Raw genomic sequence first — 18810 nt, 5'->3', positions numbered from 1 at the left:
TCTTCATTATTCACTTCACCAGTTTCATCACCACCATGGTCATATCATCATGCTGTTTGGCATTGCCAATATAAGCATTTACATCTTCGGATATGGCTGTTAATATATTTGCTGCGGACGCATTGCCCTGCCTGCCCAGCAGGTTATTAAACCGGTGGGTTCCATAGAAGGTATGATTTTCATTCAGGGCTTCTACAATGCCATCGGTATAAAGAATCAGCAGGTCATCCCTGTCGAGCTGGAGCTTCATCTCCTCTATGTTATCATCGAACGGCTTGCCGGTGGTCAGCCCTATCCCCAGTCCCCGCGGCTGCAGCTCCCTGATGCTTCCTGCAGCGGCATTGACATGCAGGATGGGATTGTGCCCGGCTCGTGCAAAATAGAATTCCTGTTTCTCCAGGTCGATAATGCCATATACCAATGAGATAAATACACCGCGGGCCGCATTATCACAGAAAAGACGATTGGTTTTCTTGAGAAGCTCCGCCGGCGATTCAATCTCCCTGCATAAACTATGTAGTATCCCTTTAATGAATGTCATATAGAAGGCAGCCTGGATTCCTTTTCCGCTTACATCACCTATTGTCACAGCTACCCGGTGATCATCCAGCTGTATAAAATCATAATAGTCGCCCCCCGTTTCGTAGGCGGGCTTACATATGGCTGCCAGCTCTAGGTATTCAAATTCGGGCGTTTTAACCGGCAGGAAAGACTGCTGTACCTCCCGGGCAATCTGGAGCTCCTGTTTTATTCGCTCTTCCTGAGCCAGTTCCTCTACGTACTCAGGCACAAACCGGGAGAGGGACTGCTCCTCCCTGCCCTGCAGTGCAGCAACTATTCCAAATAAAAACAGCCCCCCAATGACCATCATATAGAAAAGAAATACGTAGCCATCCAATGTGCCGTCTACCGTCCAGCCCGCGCTGGTACGAACAAGTCCCAGGAAAAGAAAATAGCTCAGCAGCACGGTGACGGCGTCCCACTCAAGGTAGATAAAGACCAGCGCCAGTCCCATGGCTGAGGCCATGATAAGCTCTTGCGTAACCGGACCGTACGAACCCACGACCGGAGCTACCACAATACAGGCAAAAATCATCAGCAGGGAAGCAGTTATTTTGCTCTTGGTCTGTGCATAAGCCTGTCCGCCCAGCACCAAAAAGATCCCCAGTACCACACTCAACGCACCCCATCCGTTGTACAACAGCAGATACAGCGGAGCCCATACAGCTTTTTCATGCAGGAAGACTTGAGATATGTCGATATATAGATGGGGAAGCAGCCACAGCATTACGGTCCAGAGTCCCACCATAATAAAGGCCAGGATCACCGACCGCATAATGGCATAACCGACGGGTTTATTAAAAATCATCCCCTGCCTCAAATAATCGTAGATATTCAATTTCTCCGGCCAATGCTGCCTGGTAATAGAATCCCCGATGGCAGAGAATACGAAGAAGGCCAGGGAAGCAGCTGCTCCCGTGATTCCGACCCCTATCAGGATCACAATAGCGGTGGTCCAGTTATTGGGATCCGTAAAGAAATCAACCTGGGGAATTACCGACAACAGCATGGCTACAGCAGCCGCAGTCCCCCCCAGAATTGCAATCATCAGTGCAGGTTTGGTATCGATGGCACGGGCACGAATTCGAAAAAAGAAAATAATGATGCCCCCCAGGCAAAACAGGAAAATGAGGGCATTGCGTAATACGGGCCAGATTTCCTGTAAATTAACTCCTTCTTCCGAACCGAGTTGATAAGAGGTATTCATGTCAATCAGTGCTCCGGTAGCGGTCACCCGCAAACTGATGGACTGCTGCTGGCGCAGCTGAGGGTTGGTCCAATCGTAGCGAATAGTAGCCGTACTGATATTGCCAATCCGGCCCAGCCTGACGGTATCCCCCTGCAAAACAGAAGGTTCCCATCCTGTGCGGGACAAATAATAGGAGGCCATATTCTCGATATCCCCGGTATAGAGCCGAAACGGCCGCTCCTGTTCAAGACTCCTTGCCAGCCGTGAAAGCATGGTTTCCTGCCGGTTGTACGCTTCAGATCGGCGGGGTCGCATCTCAACCAGAAACTGGCGGCTTATCACCGAATCACTCAGCATCGCAAGCTGCTCCTTCGCCTGTTCCCGCTCATCACCAAAAAGAGAGGACAACACAGGCCGATGAACCATGGCCAGGGGCATGATAGCCTGTGAATTACGCATTTCCAGGAGATCCCCGTTCATATCAAAACGCATTTGGATGCCCTCTTCGAAGCGGCCGGGGCCCTCCTCCGGCTCATCGCTGCCAGCATTGTGCGTCCCGTCCTGCTGGCTATCCGTAATGGGATCAAAAGTGACCTCCCAGTAAAAGGCCGATATATTTTGAACCGTACCTTCCCGCAACTGATTGATCAACTGCGGCCGCCCTATGCGTTCTTGAAGGGTATCCAGGAGCTCACTGCGCACTCCGAATGATACATCGCTGTCAAACTGCTGAACCGCATAACCGAATGAGTCCAGCTTTTGTTCAGCTTTTTGCCGGATTTCACTTTTATCCATGGTAAGCTCAATCGTACTGCGTGGATCCTGCGAAGGATAGATAACAAAAAAACACACTGCTGCAAGCAGCCCCACCACCAACAGAATATATTCCCGGCCTGTAATATTCACCTAAAGAGTACTAAAAAGGTTACGTATTCATTTTTACTCTTTCACGTAGAATATGTGAAAATGTTTTGAGAATTAATATTTACCAATCATTGTTAATATGAAAGCTTAGTGGCCCCGTTAAATTTGAATGATTATTTTTATCTGTATGTGTCTCATTGCATTTGCATATAACCATCATCCCGAATACCCGCTGGTCCTTGCGGCCAACCGCGATGAACACCACCAGCGGCCAACCCGTGCTGCCCGATTCTGGGACAACCACCATGATATCCTGGCCGGAAAAGATCTGGAGGCCGGCGGTACGTGGATGGGCATCAGCCGCACCGGGCGGTTTTCCGCGGTCACAAATTTCAGGGATCCGGGTATTTCAAAAGCACACCCGCCCAGCCGTGGTCACCTGGTCCTGGATTATCTGAAAAAGACTCGTCCACCCGGTGATTATCTCAGTGATGTCCACCAGAAAGCCGACCGGTACATGGGCTTCAACCTCCTGGCAGGAACGCCCGAAAAATTGTATTACTACTCCAACCAGCAGCAGGAAATTCGTCAGCTGTCATCCGGCATTTACGGTCTCAGCAATCACCTGCTGGATAAGCCATGGCCAAAGGTCAACCGATCCAAGGAACGCCTGGAACAGCTTCTCAAGCAGCCGTACTTTTCTGAAGAAGCTCTGTTTGAGCTTCTATACGATGATGCCCAGGCCCCTGACAGCCAGCTGCCGGATACAGGCATCCCGCAAGAAATAGAAAAAAAGGTTTCTCCCGTTTTCATCAAAGGAGAGGATTACGGCACCCGCTGCTCAACGCTGTTGCTCATTGATAAAAACCACCAAGTGACGTTCAGGGAACGCCGGTTTAAAGCAGGAACCCAGGAAATTACCGAAGAAAACCATTATGAATTTCCCCTTCTGCCGACCCCTTAGGAAAGCGGTTGGATCAGCCGGCTGCCCGCATTAATTTCTTTCTTTTAATCCAGCGATGTCATTGCCGCCTCCTTCCCCTCCGGTGTGTACTCCTCCGGGTCCGGGACTTCGCCAAACCTGTAGATAATGCCTGCAATGACTGCAATTCCCAGCGGATAGATTATCCACCAGGGGATACCAAAAACAAGTATGCCCGCCATGCCTGAGATACTGATACCGCCCACAATCATCGCATAGGGCAGCTGCGTATTTACATGCTCCACATGATCGCACTGGGTGGCAATAGAACTCAGAATGGTCGTATCGGAGATGGGAGAACAGTGATCACCCCATACCGAGCCCCCCAGAACGGCACTTACACTTGCATAGATGATTTCATGAGTCATCTCAAACGGCAAACCGCTGTTGTTACCTATTTCCCAGGCCAGTGGGACCACCAGGGGCATCAGGATCCCCATTGTACCCCAGCTGGATCCTGTAGCGAAAGATGTCAGTGCGGACAGTACCAGGACCAGGGCGGGCAGCCAGAACGGGTTAAGTGTATCTCCAAAGACAGACATCAGATAGTCTGCGGTGCCCAATTCAACCGTGATGGCGCTGAGGGCCCACGCCATCACCAGGATAAGCAGGCCGTCGAACATCGTGTGCATCCCCTCCATCATCCCCTCGAGCAGCTCATCAACGGATAATAGTCGCCTGGCGAGCGTCATCACTATGGCTACAACAATGGAAAGGAGCGAGCCCCAAAGCAAGGCTTTGTAGGAGTCTGCAGTTTCGATAATAGACTGGACCGTACCTCCCTCTCCTGTAACAAGCAAACCGGCGACAGTACCCAGAATAAGCGTGCCAATGGGAACAGCCGCATTGCTCCAGTGCGATACGGTCTTCTTCTTTTCATCATCCTCAATTTTGTCCTTCCAGAGGTTGTAGGTGTCCAGCGTAGGATCGTGTTTGGCTTTATAGAGCTTGATGCGCGCCTTGAGCATCGTTGCGAAATCGCGCCCCGACCAGGCAATCAGCAGCACAAAGAAAATGGTGAAAAAAGCATAAAAGTTATACGGCAGCGAGTTGATAAAAACGGCGTAGGCTGATTCATTAAATTTGGGCATTTTCTCCTCAGCATCAGCTATGAAGCCCACCATGGCCCCAATCCAGGTACTGACAAGGGCTATAGTGGCAACAGGAGCAGCAGTGGCATCCACCAGGTAGGCCAGCTTGGCACGAGAAATTCGAAGCTTATCCGTCAACGGCCGCATTGTATTGCCGACCACCATGGTATTGGCATAATCATCAAAAAAAACAATAAAACCCATCAGGGACGTCACCAGCTGACCATGCACTTTGGTCCTGACATACCGGGTAATGTTTTGAATTACGCCCCGGGTGCCTCCGTTGTCGGTAATAATTCCCACCATCCCGCCAATCAGCAAGGTGAAAACAATAATACTCATATGGCTTACATCGGCTGTTGCCGGAACAATATAGCCGCTGAGCGTGGTGAAGAAGCTGGTAAAGACCCCGGAAAATGAGAGATCCCCGATCAAAAAGGCACCACACCATATCCCCAGGAACAAGGCAAAGAGAACCTGCCGAAATAACAAGGCTATGCCTATGGCCACCAGTGGAGGCAGTATGCTGAGCCAGGATCCGGTGACTCCCGCCCCCCCGGCTGATTCCCCGGGAAATGCATACCCTACGCCAACAAATAGAAAAACAATGCTACAAACAGCTGCCATTGCGAGGAGCTTTCGCTTCATTTAATCGCCTCCGTCATTAGTTTAGAGCTAGTCATTTTGATATGCAGGAAGATACAATCTGTATGCGTATTTGCCATATTTTGGCATCCGCCCGATCACAGAGAAAAACCCAACAGATTGAAGCAACCTGTTGGGTTCTGTGAAACCAAGACTCCACAATCAACCCAGCTTCTCGATGGCCCTGTGGATGCGGCGAATGGTTGTCTCCTTGCCCAGTAATTCGATTGTGGGCGTCAGGTCGGGGCCATATCCCATACCCGAAACAGCCACCCGAAGTGGCATCATCAGTGGACCAAAGCCAACATCATGGGCCTTGATAACTTCCTTGATCTTATTCTTCAGGGTCTTGGCCTCAAAGTCCTCCTCGTCGAGCTCATCAATTTTATCGACATAGGCCTGCAGCAGTTCCCCGCTGTTGTCTTTCCACTTCTTAACCGCTTTTTCCTCATATTCCTCCGGATCATCGAAGAAAAAGCGCCCCATGGTCACAAAATCCTCGATCTTGCTGACCCGGTCTTTCATCAGCTCGATAATCTGCTTCATATATTCTTCATCGGGCTCGAGACCGTGCTCGCCGGCGATCTCCCTGACCCGCGGCCACAGCTTCTCAGCCGGTTTGTCCCGCAGGTAATGTTCATTGTACCAAATCAGCTTCTTGTAGTCGAACACCGCCCCGCCCTTGCTCACGCGGTCCAGCGAAAACAGGTCGACAAGCTCATCCATTGTGTGGACCTCACTGTCGTCGCCCGGGCTCCATCCGAGGTAGGCCAGGAAATTGACCAGCGCTTCGGGTTCAAACTTCTGGTCGATATAATCCCGCGTATTGATGGGAATACCCTCACTTTCAGCCTTGCGCTTGGAAAGTTTACCGCCGCTGGGCGACATGATGAGCGGCAGGTGGGCCATGCGGGGCGGTTCCCAGTTAAAATATTCATACATCAGGATGTGTTTGGGAGCGCTGCTGAGCCATTCCTCGCCCCGTATCACATGGGTGATTCCCATCAGGTGGTCATCCACCACATTAGCCAGGTGATAGGTCGGCATGCCGTCCGACTTCAGCAGCACCTGGTCGTCAAGCCCTTTGCTTTCAAAAGAGACAAAGCCCCGAATTTCATCCTCAAATCGGATGGTCTCGCGCCGCGGCACTTTCAGCCGAATCACATAATCATCGCCGTCCTTCAGCATGCGATCCACCTCTTCCTGGGGAAGGGTGAGACTGTTCTTCATCGACATACGGGTAATGGCATCGTACTTGGGAGAAGGATTGCCGGATTTTTTCAGACGCTCGCGCATATCATTCAGCTCCTCCGGGGTGTCAAAGGCATAATAGGCCTGCCCCTGCTCTACAAGCTGCTCCGCATATTCTTCATAGATATCCTTACGTTCGCTCTGTCGATAGGGACCCACCCCGCCCGGCTTTCCGGGCCCCTCGTCAAAGTCCATGCCCGTCCAAACCAGGGAGTTGATGATATCTTCCTCGGCCCCCTCTACGTAACGGGTCTGATCGGTATCTTCAATCCGGAGTACAAAGACCCCATCCTCATGTCCTTTGGCAAACAGATAGTTATATAATGCCGTGCGCAGTCCACCAATGTGCAACAGACCGGTGGGTGACGGTGCGAATCGTACACGTACAGAACCTTCCATATATACTATATAAATTATTTTTGAATTCCTTTTTGGCGTGGTTAAAAATAATGCTTCTTCAGCATTAATGTTAATGATTGTCTCACTAATATTTTACGACCGTTGCTCCGGGTCTTTAAAAAACCTATCATTGGTCTACCGCAGAGCCTGAAAGCTTCTTTCAAATAAACGAACCCGATGACACTGGCACTTCTATCACCACAGCTGGCGCCCAACCTCTATGATCTTGCCATCATGCAGCAGGCCGACCGTATCGTTCTGCAGGACACCGAACAGTGGTCGCGCAAAAGCCGGGTGCATCGCGCCCGAATCCGCGTGCCCAGTGGTACCCAGTGGATCAACATTCCCGTTCGGACGGAAGACCGGAAAAAACCCATTCGAGAAGTTCGAATCAACCACTCCGCGGACTGGATTTCACCGCTGCTGCGTACCCTCAAATACAACTACAGCAACAGCATTTATTACGATTTCTATCAACCTGAAATAAAAGCCGACCTGGAATCAGCCCGCCAGTATACCCGCCTGATGCCTTTTGTCATGCACATGCAGCGGAGGCTGCTCCGCTTTATGGATATAAGGCTGCAGTACGAAATGGCCAGCACCCTCCCCGGGTACACCTCCGACCCCGACCGCTTTGCCAAACGTGTAGGGGCCGACCTGCTGTACCAGGAATATGACAGCCGCCATTACCTGCGCCAGGCCGAAAACAAGGCAGAACCGACCTTTTGCCATCCACGCTATCACCAGCATTTCGAACAGTTTGAGCCCTGGTGCTCCCTCTTTGATGTTCTTTTTCAACTGGGACCGGAAAGTTTCCGCATAACCGACCAGTTGACGCTTGAAGATTAAAGGGGGAACCCTTAATGTTACCAGGAGAAATCCCTGCATGATAATGTAAGGCTTACTTTTTCGAGATATCAGATGGAGTGCCAAAAACAACGTTTTTCTCTGCCCGACGATCACCATTACGTCAACTGCGCCTATATGGCCCCGCTCCTGAAAACGGTGGAAACCGCCGGCATAGCGGGAATTCAAAGGAAGCGCCGCCCCTGGGAAATAAGCCCCGATCATTTTTTTGAGGAGAGCCATCAGCTCAGAGATCTTTTTGCGCATTTAATCCATACCCCAAAGGCCGAAAATATTGCCATACTTCCTTCCACCTCCTATGGTTTATCCACTGTTGCAGGGAATCTGGACCACCGTAAAGGAACTTCTATTGTCATCGCTGGCGAACAGTTTCCCAGCAACGTTTATCCATGGCGACAGTTTTGTGCCCGCCATGACTGCCAGCTGAACATTATTGAAGCTCCGACCGCCCCGGAAGGCAGAGGAGAAAAGTGGAATGAACGGATTCTCGATGCCATTGATGCCAGTTCCCTGCTGGTTGCCCTTGGAAATGTGCACTGGGCTGACGGGACACTCTTTCATCTGGAAAAGATTGGAGCACGGGCGCATGAAGCTGATGCTTATTTTGTGATCGATGGCACACAGTCCGTTGGCGCCCTTCCCCTTGACGTGCAAAGCATCAGGCCCGATGCCGTTATCTGCTCCGGCTATAAATGGCTGCTGGGGCCCTACTCCATCGCATTGGGATATTTTGGCGAAAAGTTCATCAACGGGATCCCTATTGAAGAAGGATGGATCGAGCGTGAAAACAGTGAAGACTTTTCAGGTTTGGTAAACTACAGCGACCGGTATCAGCCCGGAGCCATCCGATTTGATGTGGGAGAGCGCAGTAATTTTATCCTTGTTCCCATGATGATTGAAGCATTGCGCCAACTCAGGCAGTGGGGAATCTCAAATATCCAGGCCTACTGTAAGAAATTGACCGGGGAACTCGTCCGGGAATTACGACCGTACGGTTATCAAATTGAGGAACCGGCATGGCGGGCGCATCATCTGTTTGGCATCCGGTTCCCGGCACATATTGACCCGGCGGAACTTAATCAACGGCTTGTCCAGGAAAACATTCACCTGTCACTGCGCGGATCGGCCCTTCGAATATCTCCCAACGTGTATAACGACCACGAAGATCTTCAGGCATTGCTGGACGTTCTCACGGACCTGTAGCGGCCTTCTTCACTCAGCCCGGTGCAGTACCATAAGCGTGTCGTTATCCTGCAAGAGCAACAGTTCTCCCCTGCTGACCTTGTAACTGTCAGTCCGGGACAGCGCATCCAAAAATGCCGTTTCCAATTTCATGGAATCCGAACAGGCCATCTTAGTACTGACAAGCCGGCCGAGGGAGAGCTGTTCTCCGTCTGCGATGATTTCTCCGATCAGCTGATTGCAACCGCTGTTGCCCTGCACCCGGCTGTCGACCAGATTGAAACTGAGGACCGGCTGTTGCTGATGTGCAATTTCCTCCCCGTCAAACGAATGCAATATCCAGAAATCATGCAGGCGATAGCGATCATTGATAAACTCCCCGCATCCCCGGAACGTATCGGCACCGGATGTTACAACTACGCGGTGCGAAAAGTACTTGCCCGACATGCTATCGAGACATCCCACCGGATAGAGGGCGACTTTCCAGATGCCTTGTCCGGTCTCAGCCATCAGCAGCCGAGCCCGGCTGGCGGTATCCTTCTTCATCTCCGGCGCCGAGGTTTCTACCGCATCACCATCCAGAGCCTTAAAGCGCATCAGCTTGTCAAAATCTATTTCCAGATTCCAAAATGGTTCATTTCCGGCCGCCCGGAAGTCGATGCCCTGTTCACGAAGTTCATCCCACTGCCCAGTTTCACCAGCCATCGGCCTGTCTCCGCGATTCAGAATATAACGAGCGGCCAGCGATCCGGTTATCTTTTCCTTGTTGCGATCGCGCATCACCAGTGTACTGTCATCAATCATAAAATACCTCTCGCCGCCTGACCTCTCTTCCAACACCAGAATCGAGTCGTCACGAATCGCATAGGAACCGGTTTCTGTAAACGGCCGGCTGCTTTTGCCTAGATAAATGGAACTGGATTCATAGTGCTGATCTTCATGCAGAGCAAGCTCATAGAGAATCCCTTCACAATCAGCACAGGGAATAATTCCACTGTAGGTAGTCCCCGCAATCTCCGTTGGCGGAGCAGAAGATCTGCGCTCATCGCTGCAGGCCCCGATAAAGACACCAACCAGTAATACAGCTATAATTTTTTCCATTATATACCTCTGGTCCACTTGCCATCAACTTAATTGATATAACCTTTTACATACAACCTGTTCCCGTCAACCCCTTTTTGCCGTATGGCCACTCCAAAAGCCCTGTAGAAGCCGGGGCCTTAGACCAGTCCCACAAGTACGGGGTCATTACTCCCCGGGATCCAGAATATTATCGATACGGACCCGGGCATCCGACAGGTGAACTTCCGTTGCCCGATCGCCCGAACGCCCCTCCGACCGGCGTATATCATCCAGCAGGATCTCAAGCTGGTCGCGGACAATGGGACGAATATCCGACTGACTGACGTCAACATCCGTCCACCCGTAATATTCTTTCATGGGAGAAGATATGTTCGGCAATTCTTCATTCATCAGGTACTCCATACGTTCGATGTAGGCGCGCTGCAGGTTCCGGCGGTAGACCCCGATGGACTGACCATCTCTGAGCTCGCTCCAGATTCCCTCCCGAACATCGTCCATCATCTCAAGGGCATCATAGGTATCGGCTGTGCTCCGGGCCTCAAATTCAATGAGGCGGGCAATACGCTGGGGATTCGTCAAATCATTGAGCACCCGCACCTGGGCATTTCGCATATTATTTACTACTGTCGACTGGTTGATCCGGCTCAAAACGTCCCTGTTCAGCATCCAGTCTGCCACCACGAAGGCACGTTCTGACAGAAAATCAACCGCTCGCTCCTGGATCTCCCGGGGCACCGGTTCGTAGACGGGTCCTTCCTGGCTATAGGTTTTATAATTTTCATAGACACCGCCCACGTTCTTGGTCACATGTCCCATATAGCGGCTCCATTGCCCGATAATGTTGTTATAAAGTTCTTCCAGCTCCTCGAAATCAGCCCCTTCACGCTCGGTCCATGCTATCAGCCGGTCGGTAATTCGTTCCAGGTTGGCTAAACCCAGCCTGCTCGCCTCCATGGCATCGTTCCCGAGATCTTCGTTCTGCGAGCGGGGATCAATTTTACTTCCTGTCTGCCGGCCATAAAAGTATACCGGATCATCAGCCCGCTGGCGGGTCCACTCATGGAGTGTGGCCTCCCGCTCTTCACGGCTCATGGTCTCTGGAAACCAGGTATAACCCCACTTGATCGACCATTCGTCATACGCCCCGATGGCGGGGTGAAAATTTTCCACCCCGTCTCCGGGCTGGGCGATATAGTTAAAACGGGCGTAGTCCATGATGGAGGGGGCCGTCCCGTGCCGGGCCGTGAACGAGGGCGAACGCAGCGAGTCGACGGGATAGGCATAGCTGGATCCCCAGTTATGCGGCAGCCCGAGGGTATGTCCCACCTCGTGGGAGGAAACAAACCGGACGAGCTCACCCATCACTTCATCCTCAAACTGTATGGACCGGGCCTTGGGATTGGCTGCTGCCGTCTGAACAAAGTACCAGTTGCGCAGCAGGTTCATCACGTTGTGGTACCAGAGAATATCGCTTTCCAGGATCTGCCCCGTTCGGGGATCGTGTACATGCGGTCCCATCGCGTTTGGAATATCATTGGCGATGTACCGGATGACCGAATAGCGTACGTCTTCCGGCGAAAATTCAGGGTTTTCTTCTTCAGAAGGTGGATCTTTTGCAATAATCGCATTCTTGAACCCGGCCGCCTCAAAGGCTTTCTGCCAGTCTTCAACCCCCTGTTTGATATACGGCCGCCATTTTCTGGGTGTCGCCGGATCAATATAGTATACAATAGGCTCGACGGGTTCCACCAGCTGGCCGTCCAGATAGGCTTCCCTGTCTTTGGGTACCAGTTTGTAGCGCGTAACAAACTGTTGCTGGTCGGCCCTGTGCCGTTCACCTCCATATTCCACCTGGTCAATCGAGAAATAGCCCACGCGATTATCAACCGTCCGCTTTTCCATTTTTTCGTCCGGCAGGAGGATCATCGACTGGTTCATTTCAAGCGATATGGTTCCCGTTGCAGCATCAGCCGGGGGGTTATTGGAATCATACGTCAGGATATGACGCGTTTCAATATTTTCCGGGTAAGACCGAATGCTGTCGATGAAGCTGCGGCTGCCATCCAGGCGTCGTACCTGGAACTGCTTGCGCTGTGCCTTGCTCAACCCGCTTATAAGCTGTACATCAGAGGTATAGAAATCCGTCACATCGATAACACGGGTCCGGGAAACCGTATCTTTCCCGATCGTTTCAATCTCAAAGCTGTGAACCACTGGTTCAAAATTATTATTCTGCACCGACCGGTAGATGGGATGGTCCTCATCGGCAATGCTTTCGTGTGAAACGTGTCGAAGCAGGATGTTGCCATTTTTCCTTTGCCACCGCACTACCTGCTGCGAACGAGCCTTCATGCCCGCCCCGCCAAAACTCAGATCATTCTGCGTTCCCGCGATGCGGCTTACCAGCAGCATCTCCTGTCCCAGCAGACTGTCGGGTATTTCGTAGTAATATTTGCCGTCAACCTTGTGGACCTTGAAGAGGCCTTCATCACTCTCGGCCTCATCAGTTATCACTTTGTCGTAGGCCTCGTATTCACTTTTGTCGGCCTGCTTGGATGAAGCCGGCTGCTGGGCGGTTTTCCGTGTGGACGTACACCCTGCCAACAGCAATACCATCAACAGCACTGAAACCGCTCTTTTATTATCTGTCAAATTCGAAAAAATCATATCAGCGTATCGCATTATCTGGGGTTGTTTTTAGCTTACCAAAGGTTGCGCTTGTAACGGAATGATTCAAGCATAACAATGAACATAGATGTAAAAAAATATAATTTGTATTTTTTCTAATCGTTGGCCAATATATGTTATCTGGCGGCAAAGGCAGACCGTCCCTTTGCGGTTCGTGATGCTCTGGAGTAAGAATTAGTCAAATTGTATCAGCTTTATTACCTTTAACTCACTATGGCGAAATCTACTGTTAAACCTCTGAAACACTTACTCTACTTCTTCAAGGATTTAAAACAGACGGGGGCTATAGCACCCAGCTCTAAATTCCTTGCGGAAGACTTGGTTGCTCAACTTAGGAAAGAGGTAAGTACAGAAGCCTGCCCTCCCCTGCGAATCCTGGAAGTCGGACCCGGTACCGGTCCACTGACCAAACAGATCCTCAAGTATCTGCGGCCGGAAGACAAGCTGGATGTTGTTGAAATCCATAAAAAGTTCTACCAGATCGTCAAGAGCCAGTACCGCCGGCCCAACCTCCAGGTGCATCATGCTGACATTCTACAATTCCAGCCTGACTATAAATACGACTTCATTTTCTCAAGTCTTCCCTACGAAAATATGCCTGAAGAGATCAGCCAGGAAATCTGGAAGAAAAAGCTTAGTCTATGTTCCTCCGATGCCTGCATCAGCTACTTCAAATATGTGAAGTTTCGAAACTTCAAAAGTGATTTTGAGGAGGAAATTGTTAAAAAATACGGGCAGGATAAGAAAATTGTCCTGCGTAATCTTCCCCCGGCCAAAGTATACACCCTGGAAATCAACAGTGGTGAACAGCGAAGCATCTCCCTGGGAAATACGCACGTGGCGTAATCAAAGAAAGATTACATTTACGAAAGAAAGCAGTATTCCAAAGACCACCGCCCACCAGAAATTCTTAATCTCCAGTCCATCCAGCAAGGCTTCAACCAGCATCAGCATAAGGGCATTGATTACCACCAGAAACAGGCCCAGGGTGATAATGGTAATCGGGAGTGTCAAAAACACCACTATCGGTTTTACAAACGCATTGACCAGCGCAAGCAGAATCGCGGCCCCGAGAGCAGTCCAGTAGTTTTTAACCCTGATCCCTTTCAGCAGGTAACCGATAGCTAGTACGGCAAGACTATTGACAAGTATTTTTGTAATCATAAGTATTCATTTTATTCCCGGTTAGGCAAGTATACGGGCATCATACAAAAAAGTTATGATCCCTGCAGGCCAAAGGTCGCCCCCCGCTCTTCTCTTCTGCCATATACGATGCATTCGCAATTCAATGACTGCTGGAGATTACTACTCGACCGTGACGCTCTTGGCAAGGTTTCTGGGCTGGTCAACATCACAGCCCCGGTTAACCGCAATATAGTACGACAGCAGCTGCAGGGGAATAGAAGTCAGCAAAGGAGACAGGCAATCTTCGGTTTCCGGAATAGGACAGCTGAACTCGGCCAGGTCTATCACTTCCTTGTTCTCGGCGCCGGTGATGGCAATGATGCGTCCCTTCCGTGCCTTCACCTCCTCGATATTGCTGATCATCTTGTCATTGGTATGGTCGGTGGCCGCTATCACAACGACCGGCATCATGGCATCAATAAGTGCGATGGGGCCATGTTTCATTTCCGCCGCAGGATACCCTTCTGCGTGAATATATGAGATCTCCTTAAGCTTTAAAGCACCCTCGAGTGCAACAGGAAAATTATAGGTGCGGCCCAGGTAGAGAAAGTTCGGGGCATAGGTAAACAGCTCTGCCATTCGCTTCACGGAGTCACTTTGATCCAGGATTTTCTCAATTTTTCCCGGAATATCATTGAGCTCACGGATGAGCCGGGCGGCGTACTCCTTGTCAATAGTGCCGCGTTTTTGTCCCAGCAGAATAGCCATCATGACCAGTACCGAAACCTGGGTTGTAAACGCCTTGGTCGAGGCCACCCCAATTTCAGGTCCTGCATGGGTGTAGACCCCCGCATCCGTATCGCGGGCAATGGTCGACCCCACGACATTGCACACCCCCAGCGCAAGGGCGCCGTGCTCTTTGGCCGTCCGAAGTGCGGCCAGCGTATCAGCCGTTTCGCCGCTTTGTGAAATAACAAGCATCACATCGTCTTCACTGATAAGCGGCTCGCGGTAACGAAATTCCGAAGCATATTCCACTTCCACCGGGAGCCTGGCCAGATGCTCAAAAAGGTACTCTCCGACCAGGCCGGCGTGCCAGCTGGTGCCGCAGCCCGCAATAATAAGTCGATCGGCCGCAGCCAGCCGGTCGATGACGTCTGTCAGGCCCCCGAGCTGCACCGAATGATTCTCCACGTTAAGGCGTCCCCTCAAACAGTCGGCCACCGCCCGCGGCTGCTCAAAAATCTCCTTCAGCATGAAATGGGGATATCCTCCCTTTTCAATTTCATCGAGGCTCAGGGCCAGCTCATGCACTTTTTTGGTCAGCGGAATATCCTCAATGGTTTTCACCTCGTAACCGTCTTTCCTGACAATCGCCATCTCCCCGTCATCCAGGTAAATAACCTTGTTGGTATGCCCTACAATGGGCGATGCATCCGAGGCGATGAACATCTCGCCATCGCCGATCCCCAGCAGCAGTGGGGACCCTTTGCGTGCCACGATGATTCGGTCGGGTTCATCGGTATGCAGAATAGCCAGTCCATAGGTTCCGACCACCTGCTTGAGTGCCAGCCGGACCGCCTGCTCGAAGCTTACATTCTCCCCGTTTTCGTAAATCTCCTCGATCAGCTGCGCTACCACCTCAGTATCCGTATCGGTCTGGAAAGATCGTCCTTTATTTTTCAGCTCTTTTTTCAACGATCCATAGTTCTCAATGATACCATTGTGAACAAGAGCGATATTCCCGGACTGGCTCACATGCGGGTGGGAATTAATGTCATTGGGTGCGCCGTGGGTGGCCCACCGCGTATGACCGATGCCGATCATTCCACGGCAGGGACTGGCCGCAAGCTTGCTTTTTAACCGCTGCACCTTTCCCTTTCCCTTCTTGATATCCAGCGTTCCGTTCAGCAGGGCAACGCCCGCCGAATCATAACCGCGGTATTCCAGCCGTTTGAGCCCTTCAATGATGATATCACTGGCCTGTTGTTTTCCTATATACCCAACTATTCCACACATAAAATACTATCCAATATTAGTAATGATTTTTATTATACTGTTCGTATCTCTGCTTGACTGATTACTGCAATTTATCATTCTGACAGAGATTTTAAAATACTTGCTTCAACATCAACAAGGGGAAATTGCATATGAAACTGTGTTTTTTTGAGGATGACCAATTGACGAATTTTCATCCTCTTACACTCAGCCGTCCAGTGGATGACCTCCGAATCGGCATTTATACCATCCGGCAAAAATGGCAGCGTGCCCTGCGAAAAGAATCCTCTGCCCGGATTGTTCGACCTAACCTGCGGAATGTTTTTGACACAGGGGAAATTACTCCTGATGATTCCTGCCTTTGGATCAATGCGCGATATCTTCCCACCAGAGAGCTTTTGCAAGAAGTACAGAATCTCAACAACGGCACCTGCCTCCAGGTTGACTCAACCGTTGTAGCCGCATGCGTGGACGGCCGGAATTCACAGGCTTGGATTGAAGAAGGCAGCCCCTCTTTCAGTAACCTGCTGGTCATACAGTCACAACCCTTTGACTGTATCCGCCACCTGTGGGAACTCTTCCAGTTCAACGGGCGTGAGATTATACGAGACTTTCAGCTTTCAGGTTCCAGCGATTCGGAAAACATTACCATTTCGAGCCGGGCTGCCCTTGAAGACGAAGACAACATTATCATCAAAAAGGGAGCGGAAGTTGAAGCCGGCTGTGTACTGGATGCACGGAAAGGCCCCATTTATATCGGCCGGGATGCGACGGTTATGGCTGGCTCCATCCTCCGAGGTCCTGTAGCCGTCTGCGAAGGGGCCATTGTTAAAGCTGGAGCTAAAATCTATGGCAATACCACCATTGGCCCAGTCAGCAAAGTGGGAGGCGAAGTCAGCCATACCATTTTTCACTCCTATTCTAACAAGGCCCATCACGGATATATCGGACACTCCGTTATTGGCCAGTGGTGTAACTTTGGGGCCGGAGCCACCATCTCCAATTTAAAAACCAACTACAGCAACGTACGGGTGCCCCACTGGGATGACGGCGAAGACCGGGACAGCGGTCAGCAGTTTGTGGGGGTCATCCTGGGAGATCATTCGAAAACGGCCATCAACGCTGTTCTCAATTCCGGGACCGTAACAGGGGTCTGCTGCAATATTCTTTCCCGCGACTTCCCCCCTAAATTCATCCGCTCGTTCAGCTGGGTCGGATCCAATGTCATCCAGCCTTACAAGATTGAGAAGGCACTGGAAGCCGTGGAACTCATGATGGCCCGTCGTGAGGTTGAGCTGACGGAAGGCTACAAGGAGATGATGCGTATCATCTTCAACGAACGCCATCAAAACTAGCTCCTTCAAAGGCTCTGAGAAAATTTTCAAATTGGGTTGAACTTTCTCCCTAAAGCTCCCTATATTTGAGTGCTGTTTTCAAAGCGCTGTATGGAAGCGGTATTGATGCCCAAGTGGCGGAATTGGTAGACGCGCATGCTTCAGGAGCATGTGGCCTTTTGGCCGTGGAGGTTCGAGTCCTCTCTTGGGTACTACAAGGCCTTGCAAGTGAATTTTTTGCAAGGCCTTTTCTGTTTACCCGAACTGGTTAAACCGCTCGAAAGCCTCTCGCTCCAGCGCTTCGCGATGATCGGGATGGGCAATATCAATCAGTGCCCTCGCCCGCTGGTGAAGGTTTTTTCCGTATAAATTGGCAACGCCATACTCCGTGACCACATAATGGACATGGGCCCGGGTCGTCACTACGCCCGCTCCCGGTTTCAGGCTGGCTACGATTTTACTCTCGCCCCGGCGGGTTGTCGAGGGCAGCGCAATGATGGGCTTTCCCCCTTCACTCAGAGAGGCTCCACGGATAAAATCCATCTGCCCCCCCACCCCGGAATAGTGATAGGTGCCTATGGAATCGGCGCACACCTGTCCGGTGAAGTCGACCTCCATTGCACTGTTGATAGCCGTAACCCTGGGATTTTTCCTAATGACAGCAGTATCATTCACATAAGCTACGTCCAGCATGGCCAGCATGGGATTGTCATCTACAAAATCATACAAGCGACGGCTGCCCATCACAAAACTAGCCACAATCTTTTCCGGGTGCTTGGCCTTCTTCTTTCCGTTGATCACGCCCTTTTCCACCAGGTCAATGACCCCGTCACTGAACATCTCTGTATGGATTCCCAAATCCTTGTGATTTCCAAGGGCATCGAGCACCGCATTCGGTATGGCTCCAATCCCCATTTGAAGCGTTGCGCCATCCTCGACCAACTCTGCACAGTTCTTGCCAATCTGCTGCTCCACCTCGTCAGGGGCGGGTATGGCAAGCTCGTGAAGCGGGGCCTCGGATTTTACCAATGCATTGAACCGGCTGGCATGAAAAATACCATCCCCGTGGGTCCGAGGCATATTCGGATTTACCAGCGCAATCGCTTTGGTTGCAGACTGCAAAGCTGCCCGTGACGCATCCACCGAGACGCCCAGCGAACAATAACCGTGCTTGTCCGGTGGAGAAACCTGGACCAGGGCCATATCGACGGGCAGGATGTCCTTTCGGAAAAGTCCCGGTACTTCACTTAGAAAAATGGGCAGGTAATCCGCACTGCCCTCATTAACCGCTTTCCGGACATTTGCTCCCACAAAGAGGGCATTGGTACTGAAGGTATCGCTGTACTCGGGCTTCACATAGGGAGCCTCGCCCTCGGTATGCAGGTGAATAACCTCAATATTTTCCAGCTCGGGAGCACGATCCGTCATTGCGTTAATCAATTCCTGCGGAGCAGCGGCGACACTGTGCACAAACACGCGATCCCCCGAATTAATGAGCTTAACGGCTTCATCTGCGCTTGTGTAGTTAAATGTTTGATGCATAGACAAATG

At 51.1% G+C, this 18810-nt stretch carries 13 protein-coding genes and 1 tRNA gene; 6 read left to right on the top strand and 8 right to left on the bottom strand.

Annotation, left to right across the window (positions count from 1 at the left end; translation table 11 throughout):
- Window positions 1-10: 10 nt before the first annotated feature.
- On the bottom strand, window positions 11-2656 hold the full coding sequence (locus tag FN808_RS06975; protein ID WP_142713844.1) for a PP2C family protein-serine/threonine phosphatase: 2646 nt from the start codon (window positions 2654-2656) through the stop codon (window positions 11-13).
- A 145-nt stretch (window positions 2657-2801) separates the two neighbouring features.
- On the opposite strand from FN808_RS06975, the gene FN808_RS06970 reads away from it, so the two are divergent.
- A complete protein-coding gene (locus FN808_RS06970; protein ID WP_142713843.1) occupies window positions 2802-3578 on the top strand; it encodes an NRDE family protein in 777 nt (258 codons plus the stop codon).
- Between the two features lie 44 nt (window positions 3579-3622).
- Here FN808_RS06970 and FN808_RS06965 read toward each other — a convergent pair whose 3' ends face one another.
- Both FN808_RS06965 and gltX read right to left on the bottom strand, forming a co-directional pair.
- Complete coding sequence (locus FN808_RS06965; protein WP_185958287.1) at window positions 3623-5314, bottom strand: Na+/H+ antiporter NhaC family protein; 1692 nt, start codon at window positions 5312-5314, stop codon at window positions 3623-3625.
- 180 nt (window positions 5315-5494) lie between these two features.
- Entirely contained in the window at window positions 5495-6982 is a 1488-nt protein-coding gene (gltX, locus tag FN808_RS06960) for a glutamate--tRNA ligase (protein ID WP_142713841.1), read from the bottom strand.
- 177 nt (window positions 6983-7159) lie between these two features.
- Here gltX and FN808_RS06955 point away from each other — a divergent pair, with 177 nt between their 5' ends.
- A complete protein-coding gene (locus FN808_RS06955) occupies window positions 7160-7831 on the top strand; it encodes a WbqC family protein (protein WP_142713840.1) in 672 nt (223 codons plus the stop codon).
- A gap of 72 nt (window positions 7832-7903) precedes the next feature.
- Entirely contained in the window at window positions 7904-9052 is a 1149-nt protein-coding gene (locus FN808_RS06950; protein WP_142713839.1) for an aminotransferase class V-fold PLP-dependent enzyme, read from the top strand.
- Between the two features lie 9 nt (window positions 9053-9061).
- Here the strand turns inward: FN808_RS06950 and FN808_RS06945 are convergent, their stop codons facing one another.
- Both FN808_RS06945 and FN808_RS06940 read right to left on the bottom strand, forming a co-directional pair.
- Window positions 9062-10132, bottom strand: a complete 1071-nt coding sequence (locus FN808_RS06945) for a copper resistance protein NlpE N-terminal domain-containing protein (RefSeq protein WP_142713838.1) — start codon at window positions 10130-10132, stop codon at window positions 9062-9064.
- A gap of 147 nt (window positions 10133-10279) precedes the next feature.
- Window positions 10280-12796, bottom strand: coding sequence for a zinc-dependent metalloprotease (locus FN808_RS06940; RefSeq protein WP_246068295.1), 2517 nt, complete (start codon window positions 12794-12796; stop codon window positions 10280-10282).
- Window positions 12797-13015: 219 nt separating this feature from the next.
- On the opposite strand from FN808_RS06940, the gene FN808_RS06935 reads away from it, so the two are divergent.
- Entirely contained in the window at window positions 13016-13648 is a 633-nt protein-coding gene (locus tag FN808_RS06935) for a class I SAM-dependent methyltransferase (protein ID WP_142713837.1), read from the top strand.
- Here FN808_RS06935 and FN808_RS06930 read toward each other — a convergent pair whose 3' ends face one another.
- Window positions 13649-13966, bottom strand: a complete 318-nt coding sequence (locus FN808_RS06930) for a phage holin family protein (RefSeq protein WP_185958286.1) — start codon at window positions 13964-13966, stop codon at window positions 13649-13651.
- Between the two features lie 141 nt (window positions 13967-14107).
- Entirely contained in the window at window positions 14108-15946 is a 1839-nt protein-coding gene (gene glmS / locus FN808_RS06925; RefSeq protein ID WP_142713835.1) for a glutamine--fructose-6-phosphate transaminase (isomerizing), read from the bottom strand.
- A gap of 131 nt (window positions 15947-16077) precedes the next feature.
- On the opposite strand from glmS, the gene FN808_RS06920 reads away from it, so the two are divergent.
- Window positions 16078-17280: a putative sugar nucleotidyl transferase gene (locus FN808_RS06920; protein ID WP_142713834.1), complete on the top strand. Its 1203-nt coding sequence runs from the start codon at window positions 16078-16080 to the stop codon at window positions 17278-17280.
- A 107-nt stretch (window positions 17281-17387) separates the two neighbouring features.
- Window positions 17388-17471, top strand: a tRNA-Leu gene (locus FN808_RS06915).
- Window positions 17472-17514: 43 nt separating this feature from the next.
- Here FN808_RS06915 and FN808_RS06910 read toward each other — a convergent pair.
- Complete coding sequence (locus FN808_RS06910) at window positions 17515-18801, bottom strand: acetyl-CoA hydrolase/transferase family protein (RefSeq protein ID WP_142713833.1); 1287 nt, start codon at window positions 18799-18801, stop codon at window positions 17515-17517.
- Window positions 18802-18810: the final 9 nt, after the last annotated feature.

The sequence above is a fragment of the Fodinibius sediminis genome (assembly GCF_900182555.1).
In the GTDB taxonomy this organism is placed as follows: Bacteria; Bacteroidota; Rhodothermia; order Balneolales; family Balneolaceae; genus Fodinibius; species Fodinibius sediminis.
This window is presented reverse-complemented; position numbering and strand designations above follow the sequence as displayed.

Coding starts and splice junctions, on each gene's coding strand:
- FN808_RS06940 (WP_246068295.1), bottom strand. CDS start 12,796: ATGCGATACGCTGATATGATTTTTTCGAATTTGACAGATAATAAAAGA.
- FN808_RS06945 (WP_142713838.1), bottom strand. CDS start 10,132: ATGGAAAAAATTATAGCTGTATTACTGGTTGGTGTCTTTATCGGGGCC.
- FN808_RS06935 (WP_142713837.1), top strand. CDS start 13,016: ATGGCGAAATCTACTGTTAAACCTCTGAAACACTTACTCTACTTCTTC.
- FN808_RS06930 (WP_185958286.1), bottom strand. CDS start 13,966: ATGATTACAAAAATACTTGTCAATAGTCTTGCCGTACTAGCTATCGGT.
- FN808_RS06965 (WP_185958287.1), bottom strand. CDS start 5,314: ATGGCAGCTGTTTGTAGCATTGTTTTTCTATTTGTTGGCGTAGGGTAT.
- FN808_RS06955 (WP_142713840.1), top strand. CDS start 7,160: ATGACACTGGCACTTCTATCACCACAGCTGGCGCCCAACCTCTATGAT.
- gltX (WP_142713841.1), bottom strand. CDS start 6,982: ATGGAAGGTTCTGTACGTGTACGATTCGCACCGTCACCCACCGGTCTG.
- FN808_RS06970 (WP_142713843.1), top strand. CDS start 2,802: ATGTGTCTCATTGCATTTGCATATAACCATCATCCCGAATACCCGCTG.
- FN808_RS06950 (WP_142713839.1), top strand. CDS start 7,904: ATGGAGTGCCAAAAACAACGTTTTTCTCTGCCCGACGATCACCATTAC.
- glmS (WP_142713835.1), bottom strand. CDS start 15,946: ATGTGTGGAATAGTTGGGTATATAGGAAAACAACAGGCCAGTGATATC.
- FN808_RS06920 (WP_142713834.1), top strand. CDS start 16,078: ATGAAACTGTGTTTTTTTGAGGATGACCAATTGACGAATTTTCATCCT.
- FN808_RS06910 (WP_142713833.1), bottom strand. CDS start 18,801: ATGCATCAAACATTTAACTACACAAGCGCAGATGAAGCCGTTAAGCTC.